This is a genomic window from Youhaiella tibetensis, from assembly GCF_008000755.1.
GTDB classification, from domain to species: Bacteria; Pseudomonadota; Alphaproteobacteria; order Rhizobiales; family Devosiaceae; genus Paradevosia; species Paradevosia tibetensis.
The window spans coordinates 3111002-3127115 of the sequence record NZ_CP041690.1 but is presented as its reverse complement, the minus strand read 5'-3'; the positions used below and the strand labels follow the sequence as shown (position 1 = coordinate 3127115).

The window sequence follows — 16114 nt, the reverse complement described above, 5'->3', positions numbered from 1 at the left end:
ACGAATGCAGTGCAAACGATGCGCGTTCCGCCAGTAGCGGGGCCGGCCTAGGAAGGTGGTGTTCAAGTTTCACCGCCATCCCAGGGAGGCACTAGATGACTACGATCGCTACGTCGGCCCCGGCCGTCACCCCTTTTTCCGCAAGCATGTCAGCCGCACCGGAAGCGGCACCGGCCCGGGCTCCTGCCGCCGCGCCCGATGATCGGAAACAGTCGCAGCGCCTGGCGAGGATCACGGGCCTGATGTTCCTCGTCACTTTTGCCAGCTCGATCCCGCCCGTGGTGAGCTTTTACGCTCCGGCGCTTTCGGACCCAGCCTTCGTCCTCGGCGGTACCTTCGACCCGGGCGTTTCGTGGGGAGCGCTGCTCGAGCTGATCCTCATTTTCGCCAACCTTGCGACGGCCCTGGCGCTCTATCCGGTGCTCAAGCGCCAGTTTCCGGCGCTGAGCCTGAGCTATGTGGCGGCGCGGCTCACCGAGAACGGCTTCATCGCCTTCGGCATCGTTGCGCTGCTGGCGCTCAATACGCTGCGGTTTCAGCCGGGCATTGCCGAGGAAGGCGTGATGATGGCGGCAGGGCAGGCGCTCGTGGCCCTGCATAACTGGACGTTCCGCCTCGGCCCGGGCATCGTGGTGGGCGTGGGGAACGGCCTCATCCTTGGCTACATGATGTGGAAGACGCGCCTCGTGCCGCGCTCGCTTTCCGTACTCGGCCTCGTCGGCGGGCCGGCGCTGCTGGTGGCCGGCGTGGCGGTGCTGTTCGGCACCATCGAAGCGGGGTCCACCCCGCAGATGATCGCCACCGTGCCCGAGTTCTTCTGGGAATTGTTCCTTGGTATCTGGCTGCTGGTGCGGGGGTTCAATGCCCCGGCGCTCGAAGCGATGGATGCCCGGACGTCGTGAGGGGTTGTCGCGTCTCGTCGTAGCGGGATCGTGCCGACCGCACGACTGGAAGGGGAGGGTCCCAGCCCTCCCCTTCTTTATTTCGTTGCCGCCTCGATCATGGCGCGGACGTCTACGCGCGGAAAGTGGCGCGCGATCTCATGAGCCCAGGGAAACACCAGACCTGCCTCGGGATCATCGGGGGCCAGGCCGTAATCGATCTGAGCGATCTGCATGGGCGACATGTCGAGAACATAGAACAGCAGGTGAAACTGTTCGGCCCAGGCGTCGGCATCCTTGTTGGTGAAAAGGTCCGGGCGTGGGGCTGGCTGGGGCTCGGTCATTGGTGTCGCTCGCCGACTTGAGGGAAGCGCCCAGTCTAGTGGCGTTTGTGGCGGCAGTGGGTTCGGAGCGGGGGCCAGGCTAGCGCGGCCCGCCTTCGCCCTGCGCCGTGGAAGCGGCGCGATTCCGGCCGCTGTTCTTTGCGCCGTAGAGCGCGTCGTCGGCACGCCGCAGGACGTGGTCGAACGTGTCCTGGCTGCCCATGCCGGTCGAGACCCCGACGCTCACGGTGGCACGGAAGCCGCCACCGGCGCCCTGGAGAATTTCGCAGGCGAAGGTCGAGCGGATGGCCTCGGCGATCAGCAGCGCCTCGGCGTCGTCGGTATCGGTGACGACCAGCAGGAATTCCTCGCCGCCGATGCGCGCGGCGGACGAACCGAGCGGCATGTTCTGGCTGACGACCTGGGCGAAGCGGCGCAACACCTCGTCGCCGGCGGCATGGCCGTACCGGTCGTTGATCGATTTGAAATGGTCGAGGTCAAAGAGCAGGGCGGCGGTGTTCTCGTCCATCTGGGAGGCGCCGAAGCGATCGAAGATGGCGCGGCGGTTCATCAGGCCGGTGAGGGGATCGGTGTTGGCTTCCTCATGGTGGCGCCGGGCGATGCGCGCCTGGTTGAGGGCCAGGGAAAGCGCGCCGATACCGGTCAGGCCGACGAGGCCGGCGATGGAATTGAGGTCTTCGGCCCAGCCGCTAGGCGGTGCATCGAGGATCAGCGGATCCTTGAGGAAGATCATGATGGCGCAGGGGATGAACGAAATGGCCGTAAGGCTATAGAGCACGGCGATGCCGCCGACCCAGAGCGGCGCTTCGGCGCGACCGCGCCAGAAGGTCCAAGCCGTGCCGCCCAGCAGCAGCGCATTGACCAGGTTGCCCATGATGGCCCCCAACGCATCGAAGCCAAGCACGAAGGGCATGCTGATGACCGCGGCGCAAAGCGCGGAAATGACGGCGATGCGGGTGCGCGGCAGGTCCTGACCGGTAAACAGGCACGCCGCGCTGAAGAGAATGACGAAGCTGCCCGAGAGCAGGAGGTTGGAAATCCACAGCAACGCATAGTGGTTGCTCACCGCGTTGATCGAGAAACCGGCGAAGGCGGTTGCGAGAACGCACGATCCGACGGCCCAGACGAGAATGAACTTTTCCGTGCGTGCCGCGAGCCAGGTGATGAGCAGCGTCGCCGAGATGGCGAACGCCGCAAGGCCGAGCGCGAGAAGCAGGGAAGTCTGGTCGACAAACACGGAGGGGTCCTAGAGTCAGGAGGGGCCGCTGCCTGATAACGCCAGTCGGTGATCAAAACCCTACTTTGCAGAGAAGCTTTTTCAGCTTTTGCACGGTCGCCTCGTTTGGGGAGGTGGCGCGTTATGCCACCTCGCCGAACTGGGCCTTGTAAAGACGGGCATAAGCGCCGTCGCGGTCGAGCAACTGGGCGTGCGAACCTTCTTCGACGATGCCATCACGATTGACCACCACGATGCGGTCGGCGTTGCGGATGGTGGCGAGGCGGTGGGCGACAACGAGGGTGGTGCGGCCGCGCGACAGCTCGGTGAGGGCGGCCTGGATGGCCTGTTCGGTCGCCGTGTCGAGGGCGGAGGTGGCCTCATCGAGGATCAGGATCGGCGGGTTCTTGAGGAAGATCCGGGCGATAGCGAGACGCTGTTTCTGGCCGCCCGAGAGCTTGACGCCGCGCTCGCCAGCCAGGGTGTCGAGGCCATCGGGCAGGGAACGGACGAAATCGTCGAGCGAGGCAAGGCGCAGGGCGGCCCAGATTTCCTCCTCGCTCGCCCCGAGCTTGCCGTAGGCCACGTTCTCGCGCAGCGTGGTGCCGAAGAGGAAGACATCCTGCTGCACGATGCCGATCTGGCTGCGCAGCGACGCCTGGGTCATGTCGCGGATATCGATGCCGTCGATGCTGATCGAGCCGCCGGTCACCTCATAGAAGCGCGGCAGCAGCGAGCAGATGGTGGTCTTGCCGGCTCCGGAGGGCCCGACGAGGGCGATGGTCTCGCCGGCATTCACCGTGAGATTGAGCCCGCGCAGGATCCTGTCCTCGCTGCCATAGGAAAAATCGACGTCCTTGTAGACGATATTGCCCCGAAGGCCGGTGACGGCCTTTGCGGCGGGGCGATCCTCGATATCGGGCTCGGTGTCGATGAGCTCGGTGAAGCGGCGGAAGCCGGCAATGCCCTTGGGATAGCTTTCGAGCACCGAGGTGATCTTGTCGATCGGGCGGAAGAAGACGTTGACCAGCAGCAGGAAGCCGACGAAGCCGCCATAGCTCAACTCGCCCCGCACCACGAACCAGGTGCCGGCGATCATGACGACGAGCTGCACGAAGCGCGTGCTGAAATAGGAGAGCGAGATGCTGGCGGTCATGTAGGCGTAGGCCGAGAGCTTGGTCGCGCGGTAGCTTTCGTTGTTGCGGGCAAAGAGCGCGCGTTCGTGCTCCTCGTTGCCGAAAGCCTTGACGACGCGGATGCCGCCGACGCTTTCCTGGACGCGTGTGTTGAAATCGCCCACCTGGCGGAAAAGGCTGCGCCAGTTCTGCGTCATGCGCGCTCCGTAGCGGCTGACGAGCCAGGTCATGAACGGCACGATCACGGTGGTCAGCAGCGCCAGTTGCCAGTGCACCGTGAACATGAGCACGAAGGCGCCGATGAAGGTCATGATGGCGATGAAGACGTCCTCGGGGCCGTGGTGGGCCACTTCGCCGACCTCTTCGAGATCCTTGGTGACGTGGGTGATCAGGTGTCCCGTCTTGTGGTTGTCGAAATAGCGGAACGAGAGCTTCTGGATGTGCTCGAAGGCCTGGCGCCGCATGTCGGTCTCGATCGAGATCCCGAGGGCGTGGCCCCAGTAGTTGACGACCGCGGTGAGCACCGTATTGAGGATGTAGACGCCCAGGAGCAGCGCGGCGACGCCCGCGATGAGTCCCCAGTTCTGGCTGGGGAGAAGCGTATCGACGAAGAGTTTTACGGCGAGCGGGAAACCGAGCTCGAGGATCCCGGCGAGCACCGCGCAGCCGAAGTCGAGAAAGAACAGTCCCTTGTAGGGGGCGTAATAGGAAAAGAACCGGCGCAGCAATCCAGCCTCGTGCGAAACCAAAAAAATCCGGACGGGCCGCGGGCGACCCCAACATGATGCCGTCATGCCCCCTTGGCAGGCATGAGGCAAGTAAACATGTGGCAATAGTTCAACTTTTCTTTCGCGCGCCAAGGCGTGTCTCGGGGGAGGGCCCGGAAGGGCGTGCGCGAGGGCGGGGGGCGCTCCGGGGGCGGTCAGGAACCGGGGCGGGCGAACTAGCGTCTTGATTGCGGGCGGAGGTCGTGCTGTCGTCTGGCATCTCAAACCTAACGCGTTGTCCGGCCGTGCCCTTTTTCGACCTTCCCGCATCCGACCTGCCCGGTTACCGGTCGCAGGCGACGACCCCTGACGACTTTGACGCCTTCTGGGACGAGACGCTCGCGGAGGCGCGCAAGACGCCGCTCGATGCGGTGTTCGTGCCTCGCGACGCGGGCCTGACGCTCTTTGACGTCTGTGACGTCTCGTTTTCCGGGTTCGGCGGGCATCGCGTCAGGGGCTGGTATATCAAGCCCGCCGGGCGTCCGGTCGCCGATTGCGTGGTCAAGTTCATCGGCTATGGCGGCGGGCGCGACCAGCCCCAGCAGCATCTGCTCTGGCCCGCGACCGGGCGCGCGGTGCTGGTGATGGATACGCGCGGGCAGGGCAGCAGTTGGGCCGTCTCGGACACGCCCGATCCGGTGGGGTCGGGTCCGGCTCATCCCGGCTACATGACCCGCGGCATCCAGGACCCGAGGGACTATTATTACCGCCGCGTCTTCGTCGACGGCGTGCGCGCGGTCGAGGCCGCCCGAAGCCGACCCGAAATCGATCCGGAGAGGATCGTCGTTGCCGGCGGCAGCCAGGGCGGGGGGATTTCCATCGCGGTTGCGGGGCTGGACGCGCGGGTGCGCGGCCTCATGGCCGACGTGCCGTTCCTCTGCGACTTCCCACGCGCCATCGGCCTGACGGCGCGCGACCCCTATGGCGAGATCGTGCGGTTTCTCATGGTGCACCGGGACAAGGTCGAAGCCGCCTACCGGACGCTGAGCTATTTCGACGGGGTGAACTTCGCCCGGCGGGCCAAGGCGAGTGCCCTCTTCTCCGCGGCCATGATGGACGACGTATGCCCGCCCTCGACGGTCTACGGTGCGTTCAACGCCTATGCGGGACCCAAGGCAATCGAGACCTACACCTTCAACAACCACGAAGGCGGCGGCACCCTTCACGAATGCCGGCAGATCGAGTGGCTCGCGCGGCTGGGATAGGCCGGCGATGGGGTTATCGGGGGAGTGGTGGGGCCGCTAGCCCGGTAATACAGAAGTCCTAATTGGTTCGGACCGCTGCACTAATGCTTGGAGTGGCACGGCATCGTACACATGCGTAAACTCGTTCGCCTAGAGCTTACTGCCACCTGCGAGGCTGACGGTTGAGCGGATGGCGTCGGCAAGCCCGATATGTTCTGCGAGGTCCTTGCGGGCCTTTGGGCTAAGATTACGACGCAAATGGTTTCCGTCGCGGAAGATCAATTCCCCATCGATCTCGGTTTCGCAGGTTTGCAGTTCATCGCTGCAAAGTGCGTCCCTGGGGTGGACGACCGTCAGAAACGGATATCGACGCGCAAGTGCATCGAAGCCCGGAAACCTTTTAGGCTGCACAATGGCCGACGCATTGTAGCCGCGATATCCCAGATCCGTGCATCTTGAACGGATCAATCCAGAGACCTCCGCGATGTGACAGGCGACAGGATCCCTATCGAAGGTAGGAACTTGATCCAACAAGATGAAGCTAACGTCACGTCTCTTCACAGTCCCGAGCAATTCATCCAGGCCAGCGACGACGAGTTCTCGGCCCTTTTGTGGAAAGGTTTCGGACGACACAAAGCGAGAGAAGGGGTTCCAAGACCCGGCGAGGACCATGTATCGCAATCGTGGGTCGGAAAGCCCCCTAAGCGCCGCGGCCCTTCGATCCGCACACAAGCTTTCATAGTTTGGGACATCTGCTCTCACTCGCCTCACACTTGCCCCCAACGCGGCCGGGCAGTTATTTAGTAGCGCAAAGGCAATGCCATTATCCTGGGCCACTCCTTCAATGAGCGCGGCAGCATGTTCCGCATGGCTGTCCCCCCACACGATGCCGAAGGATTTCGCCTCCTCGACGGTTGCGCCAAATACGCAATAGTCTCCACCAAGTGGCGGGAAATATTGTGTCTTGCAGTCCCACTCCCACATTGCTTTGAGGCTCGATAGGCCCATGGTCTCAGGTGGGACCCGCGTTTCGAAACCAGACTGCTGTGCGACCACCAATGACGGAACCGCGACGAGGGCTGCAGTCGCCAGCGCAACGGCTACCGCAGTGCGAGAACTCGATCCTTTGTGGCGGAATGGTTTCTCGATGAATCGCCAGGAAAGGTACGCAAGGGAAAAAGTGGTGGCCGCGAGAGCGACGATCTCAAACCCGGAGGGGAATGCACCGCCTTTGTAATGGCGGTAAAACACGAGAACCGGCCAATGCCACAGATACAGCGAATACGAAATCAGGCCGATCGCTACCGCAAGTCGCATTCCAAGTATTTTGGCGGTGTAGCAAGTTGCCTTTGGCCAAACGAGCAGGGCGGCGCCCACACACGCCGGCAATGCCGTCGCTCCCGGGAAAGGCATCTCCGAATTGATTGCAATGAAGCTCGTTGCGATCAGGAAGATGCCGATCACATTCCCAGTTTCAGCTAGTGCCCGATTTCTCAAAGGGGGGGCAAAGGCGATGATCGCCCCAAGGCCCAACTCCCAGGCCCGCGGGGCCGGAAGGTAGAACGCCGCTGTCGGATCGCTTCCGACCTTCCGCACTGCGTAGGCAAACGCTGCAACGAGCCCAACGGAAAGGATGGCGATAAGCCTCCTATGTGACCTGACGAAAGTGATGCCGGCCAACAAGAGAAGGGGCCAAACGAAGTAGAACTGCTCCTCCACCCCGAGCGACCATGTGTGCAGCAAAGGTTGCAGGTCGGCGGCCTGATCGAAATAGCCAGTGTTCCCGTAAAAGAAGAGGTTACCTAGCCCAAAGGCCGAGTAGGCCGCACTGGCGCCGAGGTCCTGGTAGTCTCCCGGCATAAGCAGAAACCACCCTAGGACCAGAGATACGCCCAGCATGGTCAGAAGTGCTGGCAGGATGCGCCGAACGCGCCCTTCATAGAACCCGAAGATCGAGAACTCGCCGCATGCTATTTCTCTGCGTAACTTGGCGGTGATTACGAAGCCGCTGATCACGAAGAAAACGTCGACGCCCGTGAAGCCACCGGGAAGCCAAGACGCACCGAAATGGTAGGCAACGACACCCAACACCGCTACGGCACGAAGTCCATCGATGTCGCGCCGGTAGATCGTTGAAATGCCCATCCGGTTTGAATGCCAGTGATTCTCGGTTGCAGCAAGCTAGCGACGAGGACTTCCCAACAGCAACAGGAGGACAATGAGGGCCAAGGGGAAATTGGTGGGCCCACCAGGACTCGAACCTGGAACCAGACCGTTATGAGCGGTCGGCTCTAACCATTGAGCTATGGGCCCTTCCGCACGCCTCATAGCAGGCGATGAGCGTGTGTCAAACGGGTTGTGATGGCGATGCAGTTGCGCGGGCGGTCTTGTCTGGGCACAGTGGGTCACCATCTTTGATTTGGAGCGGCGTTTGCCGCTTCTTTTGCTCCCAAAGGAGACACGGCCCGGTCATGATCTCGGTGGCGTCCTACAATATCCAGAAGTCCATCGGGACAGATTTCAAGCGGAGGCCCGAGCGCATCGTTTCGGTGCTGGGCGAACTCGATGCCGATGTCGTGGCGCTCCAGGAGGTCGACCGGCGTTTTGGCGCGCGCGTTTCATCGCTCAGCGCAGAGATGCTGGAGAAGGAAACCGACTACCGGGCGGTACGATTCGGCGTGCGGCCGGGGAGCCTTGGCTGGCATGGCAATGTCATCCTGGTGCGCAAGAACGTCGAAGTGCTGGCGCAGCGCGCGATCACGCTGCCGGCGCTCGAGCCGCGCGGCGCGGTGCTTGCCGATCTCAAGGTCGGCGACGACCGCCTGCGGGTGGTCGGCATGCATCTGGGGCTCGTCGGGCTCTGGCGCAAGCGACAGGCGCAAGCGGTGCTCGACGCGCTAGAGGGCCTGGAAGAGGCTCTGCCGACCGTGATGATGGGTGACCTCAACGAGTGGAGCGTCAATGGCGGGTGCCTCAAGCACTTCGCGGCAGACCATTTCGTGGGGCAGCCCGGCCCCAGTTTTCCTTCGGTGCGGCCCGTCTTCGGATTCGACCGGATCATCACCAGTCAGGGCCTGTCGATCGTGGAGAGCGGCGTGCACGGCTCGCTCAAGGCCAAGTCGGCTTCAGATCACTTGCCGGTATGGGCGACGCTGTCGCGCAGCGTAGAGGCCGAAGCGGCCGAGTGAGGCTTTGAGGCGGGCTTCTTGCGCAGGCGACGCAGGACAGTCCGGCCAAGGGCGGCCGAGAGTTCGACGGCGGCGGGCGGATGAATTCTCACACTTTCCAGTAACAGGCGGTTGGCGGTGCGCCGGCGGCCAAGGGCCCGCATCTGCCGGGCGAGATGAATCAAAAGGCCGGCGCGCAGGGCGGGATCGGCGGCGAGCACGTCTCGGTTCTTGTGCAGTATTCGCAGCAGGCCGCGGCACTCCTTGCGGGTATTGCGCGAGATGCTATCGGGCGACATGAAGCCGAGAGCGACCGGTTCGATGTCTTCATAGATGCCGGTCTGGCGGGCGAGGCGAATGGCGAACTCCCAGTCCTCGTTGGCGGGGGCGAGGGAATCGAACCAGGGATGAGCCGGGCAGAGGGCGCGCCGAAACAGCGTGTTCTGCAGGCTGATGCGGTTCTGCGAGAGCAGATGGCGAAGGGCGTCCTGGCCTTCGCGCAGGCGTCCCGCCGGATCGGGGGCCATGGCAACCTTTCCCGGCCCGAAGTTGAATGCGGCGTCGCGGCCATAAAGGATCTTGGGTGCGGTGACGGCACCGATCGTCGGCGGCAGGCGCTCGAAGAGGGCAACCTGCCGGGCGAGCTTGCCGGGGAGCCAGAGATCGTCGCTGTCCTGGAAGGCGATGAATTCGCCGCGGGCGAGCAAGAGGCCGGTGTTGCGAGCGGCGGCGGCGCCCCCGTTCTGGGCGCGGCGGACGTAGCGGATGCGGTCATCGCCGATGGCCGCCACGAGCCCGGCAATATCCTGGGACGAGCCGTCATCGACCACGATCAGCTCGAGCTTGCCGTAAGACTGGCGAAGCACGCTGGCGATGGCATCGGGAAGCGAGGCAAGACGGTTGTAGGTCGGCAGGATCACCGAAACCAGGCCGGGTGAGGCGGGCCTTACGAACGGGCTATGCACTGGGCGGGATCCTCGAGGTGTCAATGCCGACCGGATGAGCATACCGGCCCCGGCCAGTGCGCAGGGTAGCCCATTGGGCCTAGATGCCGACCTCGAGCCGCCGGTAGCGCAGGAACTCCCAGCGGATCCGGCGCACCACGGCCACCAGGAACCAGAAGGGCTGGAAGAGGAAGGCGGCCTTGAGGACGAGCCGGCGGCGGGCTAGGGTGCGGGCTTCGGGCAGCGACTTGTAGTTTGGGTAGATTGCCGCCGCGAAGGCCTCGAACTCGGAAAAAGGGAAGTTCGGCGTGCGGCGCGCATAGGCGTGGCTCATGCGGCTGAGAACGCCGGCGGCCATGGAGCGGGCCGCGAGCTCGCGCAGTTGCGGAGCATCGGGCAAGTCGGGGGCCATGGCGTCGAACATGAGCCGGAACGAATCCCAGCGCTGGCCGAGATCGATCAGTTCGCCGCGCGAGGTGCCGGAATCGAAATCACGCTTGTGCATGTTGATGTCGTGCAGGCGGTAATAGGCCTGGACCTCGGCGACGAAGGCAATGTCGCTGACGGCGGCGGTGCGCAGCCACATCTCGAAATCGCCGGCATGGGGGAGCTCGGGGCGGTAGCCGCCGATGCGGCGGAGCACGCTGGTGCGCATCACGACGCTGGGCGTGGGCACCACGTTGTAGCCGGCCTTGCAGCGGGCGGTGAGCCAATCGTGCCCGTTCCATACGTACCAGTCGGGACGGTCGGAGGTCGAAACCGGCGGCGGGTTGCCGCGAAAATCGATGGTGCGGCCATAGACGAGGCCGACCGAGGGCTCGGCGGCGAGCAGCCGGGCGGCGCGCGCCAAGGCGCCTTCGGCCAGAAGATCATCGGCCGAGAGCAGGATGACGTAGTCGCCCGTCGCGAGTGCCAGGCCCTTGTTGTAGGTGGCGATGTGGCCGAGGTTCTTCTCGTTGGGGACGACGCGGATGCGGCTGTCGGCGGCGGCCAGACGGTTGGCGACGGCGAGACTGTCGTCGGTCGAGCAGTCGTCCACGATGATGATTTCGACCGCCAGGTCGCCGTTGCCGCGGATGCTGCCGACGCTGGCCTCGAGGTAGCGCGCGTAGTTGTAGCACGGAATGACCACGCTGGCTTTGCCCACGGGCGCGGCCGCCGTGGTGGAAGTCTTCACCCGTCCGCCACTACCGGCCACGAACAGGCGGTTGAGTAAGTCCATCTCGCGCTCCTTTGATGCCACAGTATTCGGCAAGCGGGGAGAGGCGATCAGTCGATAAAACGGACTATGCCGTTTCAAACCCGGGCGAACTTTCGGCTGAGAAAGGGCGAGCCGGCGACGCCGAAGCGCCAGGGCTTTTCGACTGCCTTGGTGATGCCGATGCGCGGGCCGATGGCGATCCGGGCGGCGCCCGTTCCGGGGGCGAAGGTGAACGGGGGCGCGGCGAGCCCATGCCCATCGAGATCGCGGGTGACGCCCATGGCCTCGCAGAGCTTGCCCGGCCCCGAGCAGAGCTGGCGGATATCCCCGACGCCGCGGCGCTCGCGCATGATGGCGATGCCGGCCGTCGGCTCGATGGCACGGATCAGCACGGCGCTGGCGTGGCTGCAGACGAAATTGAGGCACCAGTGAATGCCGTAGGAGCGGTAGACATAGACCCGCGCCGGCGGGCCGAACATGGCGGCGTTGCGCGGGGTCGGGCCACCGTAGGAATGGGAGGCGGGGTCCTCGGGGTGATAGGCTTCGGTCTCGACGATGAGGCCGCCGACGCCATCGACGAGCAGGGTAGCGCCCAAGAGGTCAGGGGCGACCAGCGCGGCTTCACGGTCGAAGAATTGCAGAAGGGTCTGGTTATCCAAAGCGACTCCCCGATCGGTCCCGGACTTGCCTTGGAGGTTATGGCCGTGGCACTGCTCGCGCGCAACGAGGGTTTTGGCTGCATGGCTGACAACAGTCTCAAGTTCGGTACGAGCGGTCTGCGCGGGCTGGTCACGGATCTCGTGGGGCCGGCGAGCGTCCGGTACACCCTGGCGTTCGTCGATTATCTAAAGGGCAAGGGCGCGCTGGCCGAGGGGGACACGTTGCTCGTGGGACGCGACCTGCGCGATTCGAGCCCGGCTATCGCCGGAGCCGTGGTTGCGGCGGCGCGGCATGCGGGCCTGACGCCCGTCGATTGCGGGGAACTGCCGACGCCGGCGCTGGCGCTGGAGAGCCAGCGGCTCGGCGCCCCGGCGGTGATGGTGACGGGCAGCCATATTCCGGCGGACCGGAACGGGCTCAAGTTCTATGTGGCGAGCGGCGAGATCGAGAAGGCCGACGAAGCGGGGATCATCGCGGCGCTGGCGCATGTCGACGGTGGCGAGATCGACGTGCGCCCGCTCGGGTCGGGCGAGAGTTCGGCCCTGGCGCGCTACGAGCGGCGCTATGGCAGCTTCCTGCCGAACGGGGCGCTGCGTGGTCTGCGGATCGGCGTGTTCCAGCATTCTTCCGTAGCCCGCGATCTTCTGGTGCGGGTGCTGCACGCCTTCGGGGCGGATGTGGTGGAGCTCGGACGGTCCGACGTGTTCGTGCCTGTCGACACCGAGGCCGTGAGCCCGGAATATTCGCGCCGGGCCGGCGTGTGGACGGCGGACCTCGTGCTCGACGCGATCGTTTCGACCGATGGCGACGCCGACCGGCCGCTGCTGGTCGATCAATGCGGCAATTTCGTCGGCGGCGACCTCGTGGGTCTGCTGACAGCCAAATTCCTGGGGGCGGATGTCGTCGTGACGCCGGTGACCTCGAACTCGGCCATCGAGGCTTCCGGCTATTTCGAAAACGTGGTGCGGACGCGTGTCGGCTCGCCGTTCGTGATCGCCGCCATGAAGGAGGCGGCGGAGGGCGCGGTGGTGGTGGGCTTCGAGGCCAATGGCGGGGTATTGCTCGGTTCTACCGCGCGCGGCCTGCCGGCGTTGCCGACGCGCGATGCCATGCTGCCGATCCTGGCGGTGCTCGGAACGATGCGCGCCGAAGGCAAGTCGCTCTCCGAACTCGTGGCGCAATTGCCGCCGCGCCATGGGCGCAGCGACCGGCTCGAACAGGTGCCGGCGGAGCGGTCGGCGCTGCTCATGGAGCGCCTGGGCGCGGATGCGGCCGGTTATTTCGCCGAACTCGGGCGGGTCGATGGCGTTTCGAGTGTCGACGGCCTGCGCTTCACCCTCGAGGGCGGCGATGTCGTCCACTACCGGCCATCGGGCAATGCTCCCGAACTACGATGCTACACCGAAGCCGCATCGGTCGAGCGCGCGGCCGAACTGCTCGCCTGGGGTCTTGCGGCGGCCGAGCGCGTTGTGCGCTAGGCCCGGAAGGCGACGAGGCCGGCCGCGGTCGCCATCATGACGCCGGCCGTCTTGTTGAGGCGCCGGATGGCCTTGGAACTGGTGAAGAGCTCGCGGGCGCGGGCCGCCAGGAAGGCATAGCCGCAACCGATGATCAGCAGAACCACGATGACGATGGCCGTGATCTCGGCGAAGGCCAGCGGGGTCATGCGGTCGAGCGGAACGACCGTCGGTAGCAGGGCGAGGTAGAAGACAATGGTCTTGGGGTTGCCTAGGGTCAGCGAGAATCCGGAGAGGAACGTGCGGCCCCAGTGTTCCTCGGCGCGGGGCCCGATCTGCTCGGAGCCGGGCTTGGCGTTCCAGAACGTCCAGGCGATGTAGAGCAGGTAGAGCGCGCCGGCGATGCGCACGATCTCGAAGACCGCGTTGAAATAGTGCGCGATCGTGGCGAGGCCGAAGACCGCGAACACCAGGTAGACGAGATCGCCGGCCAGAATGCCGAGCACCATGGGGAACGCCGCGCGGAAGCCGCCGCCCAGGGCTCTCGCCACGACGGCGGCAACGCCCGGCCCTGGTACGAGCACGGCAACGGCATAGGCGGCGGTGAAGGCGAGAAGGGTGAACAAGTCCATGTGGGGCGCTCCGGAAGGCGAGCGAACATAGGGGATTTCGCCGGAGGTGGCGAGAGGGCTATTCCGGCCTCCCGCGGGGTAGGGAGGCCGGGATTTTGCGCGTGGATCAGGGGAGGCGCGCGAGGCGTTCGGTCAGCAGGGCGTAGAAGCCTTCGGCGTCGCCATTGCGCATGAAAGTGGCGTTCCGCGGCCGGTCTGTGACGTGCCAGTAGTCGGCGACCGTCATGCCGACCGTCAGCTCGCTTGCCGTCTCGATGGTGACGTTGCAGAGGCGCCCCTCGAAGAGTTCGGGCTTGAGCAGGTAGGCGGTAACGCACGGATCGTGCAGCGGGGCGCCTTCCCAGCCGTATTTCTCGAGATCGAAGCTCTCCGAAAAGGTGAGCATATCCGCTACCGCGGCGCCGGAGCGATTGCCCAGGGCCCGCAGCGCATCGATGCGCGGGCGGGTGGACTGGACCTGGTGGGTGACGTCGAGCGGCAGGATGGTGATGGGCGCGCCGCAGCGCATCACGACGTCGGCGGCCTCGGGATCGACATAGATATTGAACTCGGCCGCCGGAGTGATGTTGCCGACCTCGAAATAGGCGCCGCCCATCATGACGATCTCGGCAATGCGCGAGGCGATCTGGGGCGCCTTGTTGAGGGCCATGGCGATGTTGGTCAGTGGCCCGAGGGTGCACAGGGTGACCGTGCCCGGCTCATGGGCGAGGAGTGTTTCGATGATAAAATCCACCCCGTGCTGGTCCTGGAGCGCGATCGCGGGCTCGGGCAGGTCGGGGCCATTGAGGCCGGTGTCGCCATGGACATGCTCGGCGGTAACGAGCGGACGGCGCAGCGGGCGGGCACAGCCGGCATAGACCGGAATGTCGGTGCGGCCGGAAAGCTCGACAACCTTGAGGGCATTCCTCGAATTGTTGGCAAGGCCGACATTGCCGGCGACGGCCACGACACCGAGAACCTCCAGTTCCTCCGGGGAGGCCAGCGCCAGCAGGATGGCTACCGCATCGTCCTGGCCCGGATCGGTGTCGATGATGATCTTCTTTTTCATTGCTTTGCCTTGCAGCGTTTCGATTCCGGCCCGGACAATACTGAGGCTTTGCACCGCCGTCGATTGGGGCGCTGGAACGAAGGGACGCGCTGTCCGTTGTCACGGTTTGGAGGATCACGGCTTTGGCGAACACCGGTTTGGGGCAACGATTGCCGCTGGGGACCAGCCCGCAAAATTCGCAGTTCGAACGCATACTCAATAACGCTGCGCGCTTCGGCATCGTGCTGATCGCGTGCGTGGTGGCGTTCGTTGCGATCGATGCCGCACAGGTGCTGCTGGCGCCGGTGTTCATCGCCGTCACCATCGGGCTGATGTTCGGCCCGTTGGCCGACCGCTTCGAGCGCGTCGGCGTGCCGCCGGGCCTTTCGGCGGGGATGGTCGTCATTCTCTTCATCGTGCTGCTCGCCATGGGCATGACGCTCTTTGCGGTGCCGCTTTCCGAGTGGGTCGCGCGCATTCCGGCAATCTGGGAGAAGCTGCGCGGAGAGGCGATGGCGCTGCGCGAACCGCTCTCGGCAATAGCGACGCTTCAGAACCAGGTGCGCGAGATCGTCGGGGGCGGGGCCACGATGTCGGTGACGGTCGACAGCGGCAACCCGGTTACCGATATCGCCCTCCAGGCGCCCGCGCTCTTTGCGCAGATCCTGGTGTTCCTCGTGAGCCTCTATTTCTTCCTCGCCACACGTCACCAGATTCGGGCGGCAGCGCTCTCGGTATGCGTGACACGCCGCATGCGCTGGCGGACGGCGCATGTCTTCCGGGATGTCGAGACCAAGGTCTCGCGGTTCCTGCTTTCGGTGACCGTGATCAACTTCTGCGTGGGCGTGGCGGTGACGCTGGCCATGTGGGCGGCGGGCATGCCTTCGCCGGTACTGTGGGGAGCGCTCGCGGCGCTGGTCAACTACATTCCCTATGTGGCCCAGGCAGTGATGGTGACGGTGCTGTTCGTGGTGGCGCTGGGCACCCAGCAGGACCTGGTGCATGTGCTGCTGCCGGTGGGGCTCTACCTCGTCATCAGTTTTTCGGAAGGGCAGGTGATCACCCCGCAAATTCTGGGGCGGACGCTGACGCTCAATCCTTTCCTCGTCTTTCTCTCGATCGGCTTCTGGATCTGGGTATGGGGTCCCGTTGGCGGGCTTGTCGCCGTACCCTCGCTCCTGATGCTGACGTCGTTCCTCGAGCACGTCTTGCCCAGGGGCGTAGACGAGGAAGCGCCGATACCGGCGCGGGTGCGGGCGCGCGTCGTGCGCGAGGCCGCCGAGGAAATCGCCGCCAAGCGGCGCGAGGAGGAAGAGTCGGAGCGGCGCGCCGAGGAAGCCAAGCTTCCCGAAGAGGCGCCGCCGGCCGAGCCGGCGCCAGAAAAACCCACGCGCCGCAGGAGCAAGGGTGGCAGCAGCGCGGCGCCCGCGGCAGGGTGACGCTTGACGGGCTGCCCGCGGATCACGACTATCGTTTCCCCTCGATAGCACACAGCCCG

The 16114-nt window shown here is 64.9% G+C and carries 14 protein-coding genes and 1 tRNA gene; 5 read left to right on the top strand and 10 right to left on the bottom strand.

Translation table 11 applies throughout. From position 1 onward, the window contains the following. Nucleotides 1-95 precede the first annotated feature (95 nt). The gene (locus FNA67_RS15300) at nt 96-902 is read left to right on the top strand and encodes a DUF4386 domain-containing protein (protein WP_147656728.1); all 807 of its coding nucleotides are present in this window, start codon (nt 96-98) and stop codon (nt 900-902) included. Nucleotides 903-979: 77 nt separating this feature from the next. Here the strand turns inward: FNA67_RS15300 and FNA67_RS15295 are convergent, their stop codons facing one another. From FNA67_RS15295 to FNA67_RS15285, 3 genes are all read right to left on the bottom strand, one after another. Beyond that, nucleotides 980-1225 carry a hypothetical protein gene (locus FNA67_RS15295; RefSeq protein ID WP_147656726.1) on the bottom strand — a complete coding sequence of 82 codons (246 nt, stop codon included), beginning with the start codon at nt 1223-1225 and terminating at the stop codon, nt 980-982. 79 nt (nt 1226-1304) lie between these two features. Then, complete coding sequence (locus FNA67_RS15290; protein WP_147656725.1) at nt 1305-2462, bottom strand: GGDEF domain-containing protein; 1158 nt, start codon at nt 2460-2462, stop codon at nt 1305-1307. Between the two features lie 121 nt (nt 2463-2583). Beyond that, nucleotides 2584-4305, bottom strand: coding sequence for an ABC transporter ATP-binding protein (locus FNA67_RS15285; RefSeq protein ID WP_147656723.1), 1722 nt, complete (start codon nt 4303-4305; stop codon nt 2584-2586). Nucleotides 4306-4589: 284 nt separating this feature from the next. Between FNA67_RS15285 and FNA67_RS15280 the strand changes: the two genes are divergently transcribed. Then, on the top strand, nt 4590-5549 hold the full coding sequence (locus tag FNA67_RS15280; RefSeq protein WP_147656721.1) for an acetylxylan esterase: 960 nt from the start codon (nt 4590-4592) through the stop codon (nt 5547-5549). Between the two features lie 129 nt (nt 5550-5678). Here FNA67_RS15280 and FNA67_RS15275 read toward each other — a convergent pair whose 3' ends face one another. Both FNA67_RS15275 and FNA67_RS15270 read right to left on the bottom strand, forming a co-directional pair. After that, complete coding sequence (locus FNA67_RS15275) at nt 5679-7673, bottom strand: acyltransferase family protein (protein WP_147656719.1); 1995 nt, start codon at nt 7671-7673, stop codon at nt 5679-5681. Between the two features lie 92 nt (nt 7674-7765). Then, a tRNA-Ile gene (locus FNA67_RS15270) sits at nt 7766-7841 on the bottom strand. Nucleotides 7842-7999: 158 nt separating this feature from the next. Between FNA67_RS15270 and FNA67_RS15265 the strand changes: the two genes are divergently transcribed. After that, nucleotides 8000-8716, top strand: coding sequence for an endonuclease/exonuclease/phosphatase family protein (locus FNA67_RS15265; RefSeq protein WP_147656718.1), 717 nt, complete (start codon nt 8000-8002; stop codon nt 8714-8716). On the opposite strand, the gene FNA67_RS15260 is transcribed toward FNA67_RS15265, so the two are convergent. The 3 genes from FNA67_RS15260 to FNA67_RS15250 form a co-directional block, all read right to left on the bottom strand. After that, nucleotides 8659-9660, bottom strand: coding sequence for a glycosyltransferase family 2 protein (locus FNA67_RS15260; RefSeq protein ID WP_244616361.1), 1002 nt, complete (start codon nt 9658-9660; stop codon nt 8659-8661). The two genes, FNA67_RS15265 and FNA67_RS15260, sit on opposite strands and share 58 nt — an antisense overlap. A gap of 79 nt (nt 9661-9739) precedes the next feature. Then, entirely contained in the window at nt 9740-10861 is a 1122-nt protein-coding gene (locus FNA67_RS15255) for a glycosyltransferase (RefSeq protein WP_147656716.1), read from the bottom strand. Between the two features lie 74 nt (nt 10862-10935). Next, a complete protein-coding gene (locus tag FNA67_RS15250; RefSeq protein WP_174851680.1) occupies nt 10936-11499 on the bottom strand; it encodes a DNA-3-methyladenine glycosylase in 564 nt (187 codons plus the stop codon). 81 nt (nt 11500-11580) lie between these two features. Here FNA67_RS15250 and FNA67_RS15245 point away from each other — a divergent pair, with 81 nt between their 5' ends. Then, complete coding sequence (locus FNA67_RS15245) at nt 11581-12978, top strand: phosphomannomutase (RefSeq protein ID WP_147656715.1); 1398 nt, start codon at nt 11581-11583, stop codon at nt 12976-12978. On the opposite strand, the gene FNA67_RS15240 is transcribed toward FNA67_RS15245, so the two are convergent. Then, nucleotides 12975-13589 (bottom strand): LysE family translocator, encoded by a 615-nt coding sequence (locus FNA67_RS15240; protein WP_147656714.1) that lies wholly within the window; start codon nt 13587-13589, stop codon nt 12975-12977. The genes FNA67_RS15245 and FNA67_RS15240 overlap by 4 nt on opposite strands. 106 nt (nt 13590-13695) lie before the next feature. Then, entirely contained in the window at nt 13696-14637 is a 942-nt protein-coding gene (locus FNA67_RS15235; protein WP_147656713.1) for a nucleoside hydrolase, read from the bottom strand. A 149-nt stretch (nt 14638-14786) separates the two neighbouring features. Between FNA67_RS15235 and FNA67_RS15230 the strand changes: the two genes are divergently transcribed. Continuing rightward, on the top strand, nt 14787-16055 hold the full coding sequence (locus tag FNA67_RS15230) for an AI-2E family transporter (protein WP_170267329.1): 1269 nt from the start codon (nt 14787-14789) through the stop codon (nt 16053-16055). The last annotated feature ends 59 nt before the right edge of the window (nt 16056-16114 follow it).

Coding starts and splice junctions, on each gene's coding strand:
- FNA67_RS15300 (WP_147656728.1), top strand. CDS start 96: ATGACTACGATCGCTACGTCGGCCCCGGCCGTCACCCCTTTTTCCGCA.
- FNA67_RS15295 (WP_147656726.1), bottom strand. CDS start 1,225: ATGACCGAGCCCCAGCCAGCCCCACGCCCGGACCTTTTCACCAACAAG.
- FNA67_RS15275 (WP_147656719.1), bottom strand. CDS start 7,673: ATGGGCATTTCAACGATCTACCGGCGCGACATCGATGGACTTCGTGCC.
- FNA67_RS15265 (WP_147656718.1), top strand. CDS start 8,000: ATGATCTCGGTGGCGTCCTACAATATCCAGAAGTCCATCGGGACAGAT.
- FNA67_RS15255 (WP_147656716.1), bottom strand. CDS start 10,861: ATGGACTTACTCAACCGCCTGTTCGTGGCCGGTAGTGGCGGACGGGTG.
- FNA67_RS15245 (WP_147656715.1), top strand. CDS start 11,581: ATGGCTGACAACAGTCTCAAGTTCGGTACGAGCGGTCTGCGCGGGCTG.
- FNA67_RS15240 (WP_147656714.1), bottom strand. CDS start 13,589: ATGGACTTGTTCACCCTTCTCGCCTTCACCGCCGCCTATGCCGTTGCC.
- FNA67_RS15235 (WP_147656713.1), bottom strand. CDS start 14,637: ATGAAAAAGAAGATCATCATCGACACCGATCCGGGCCAGGACGATGCG.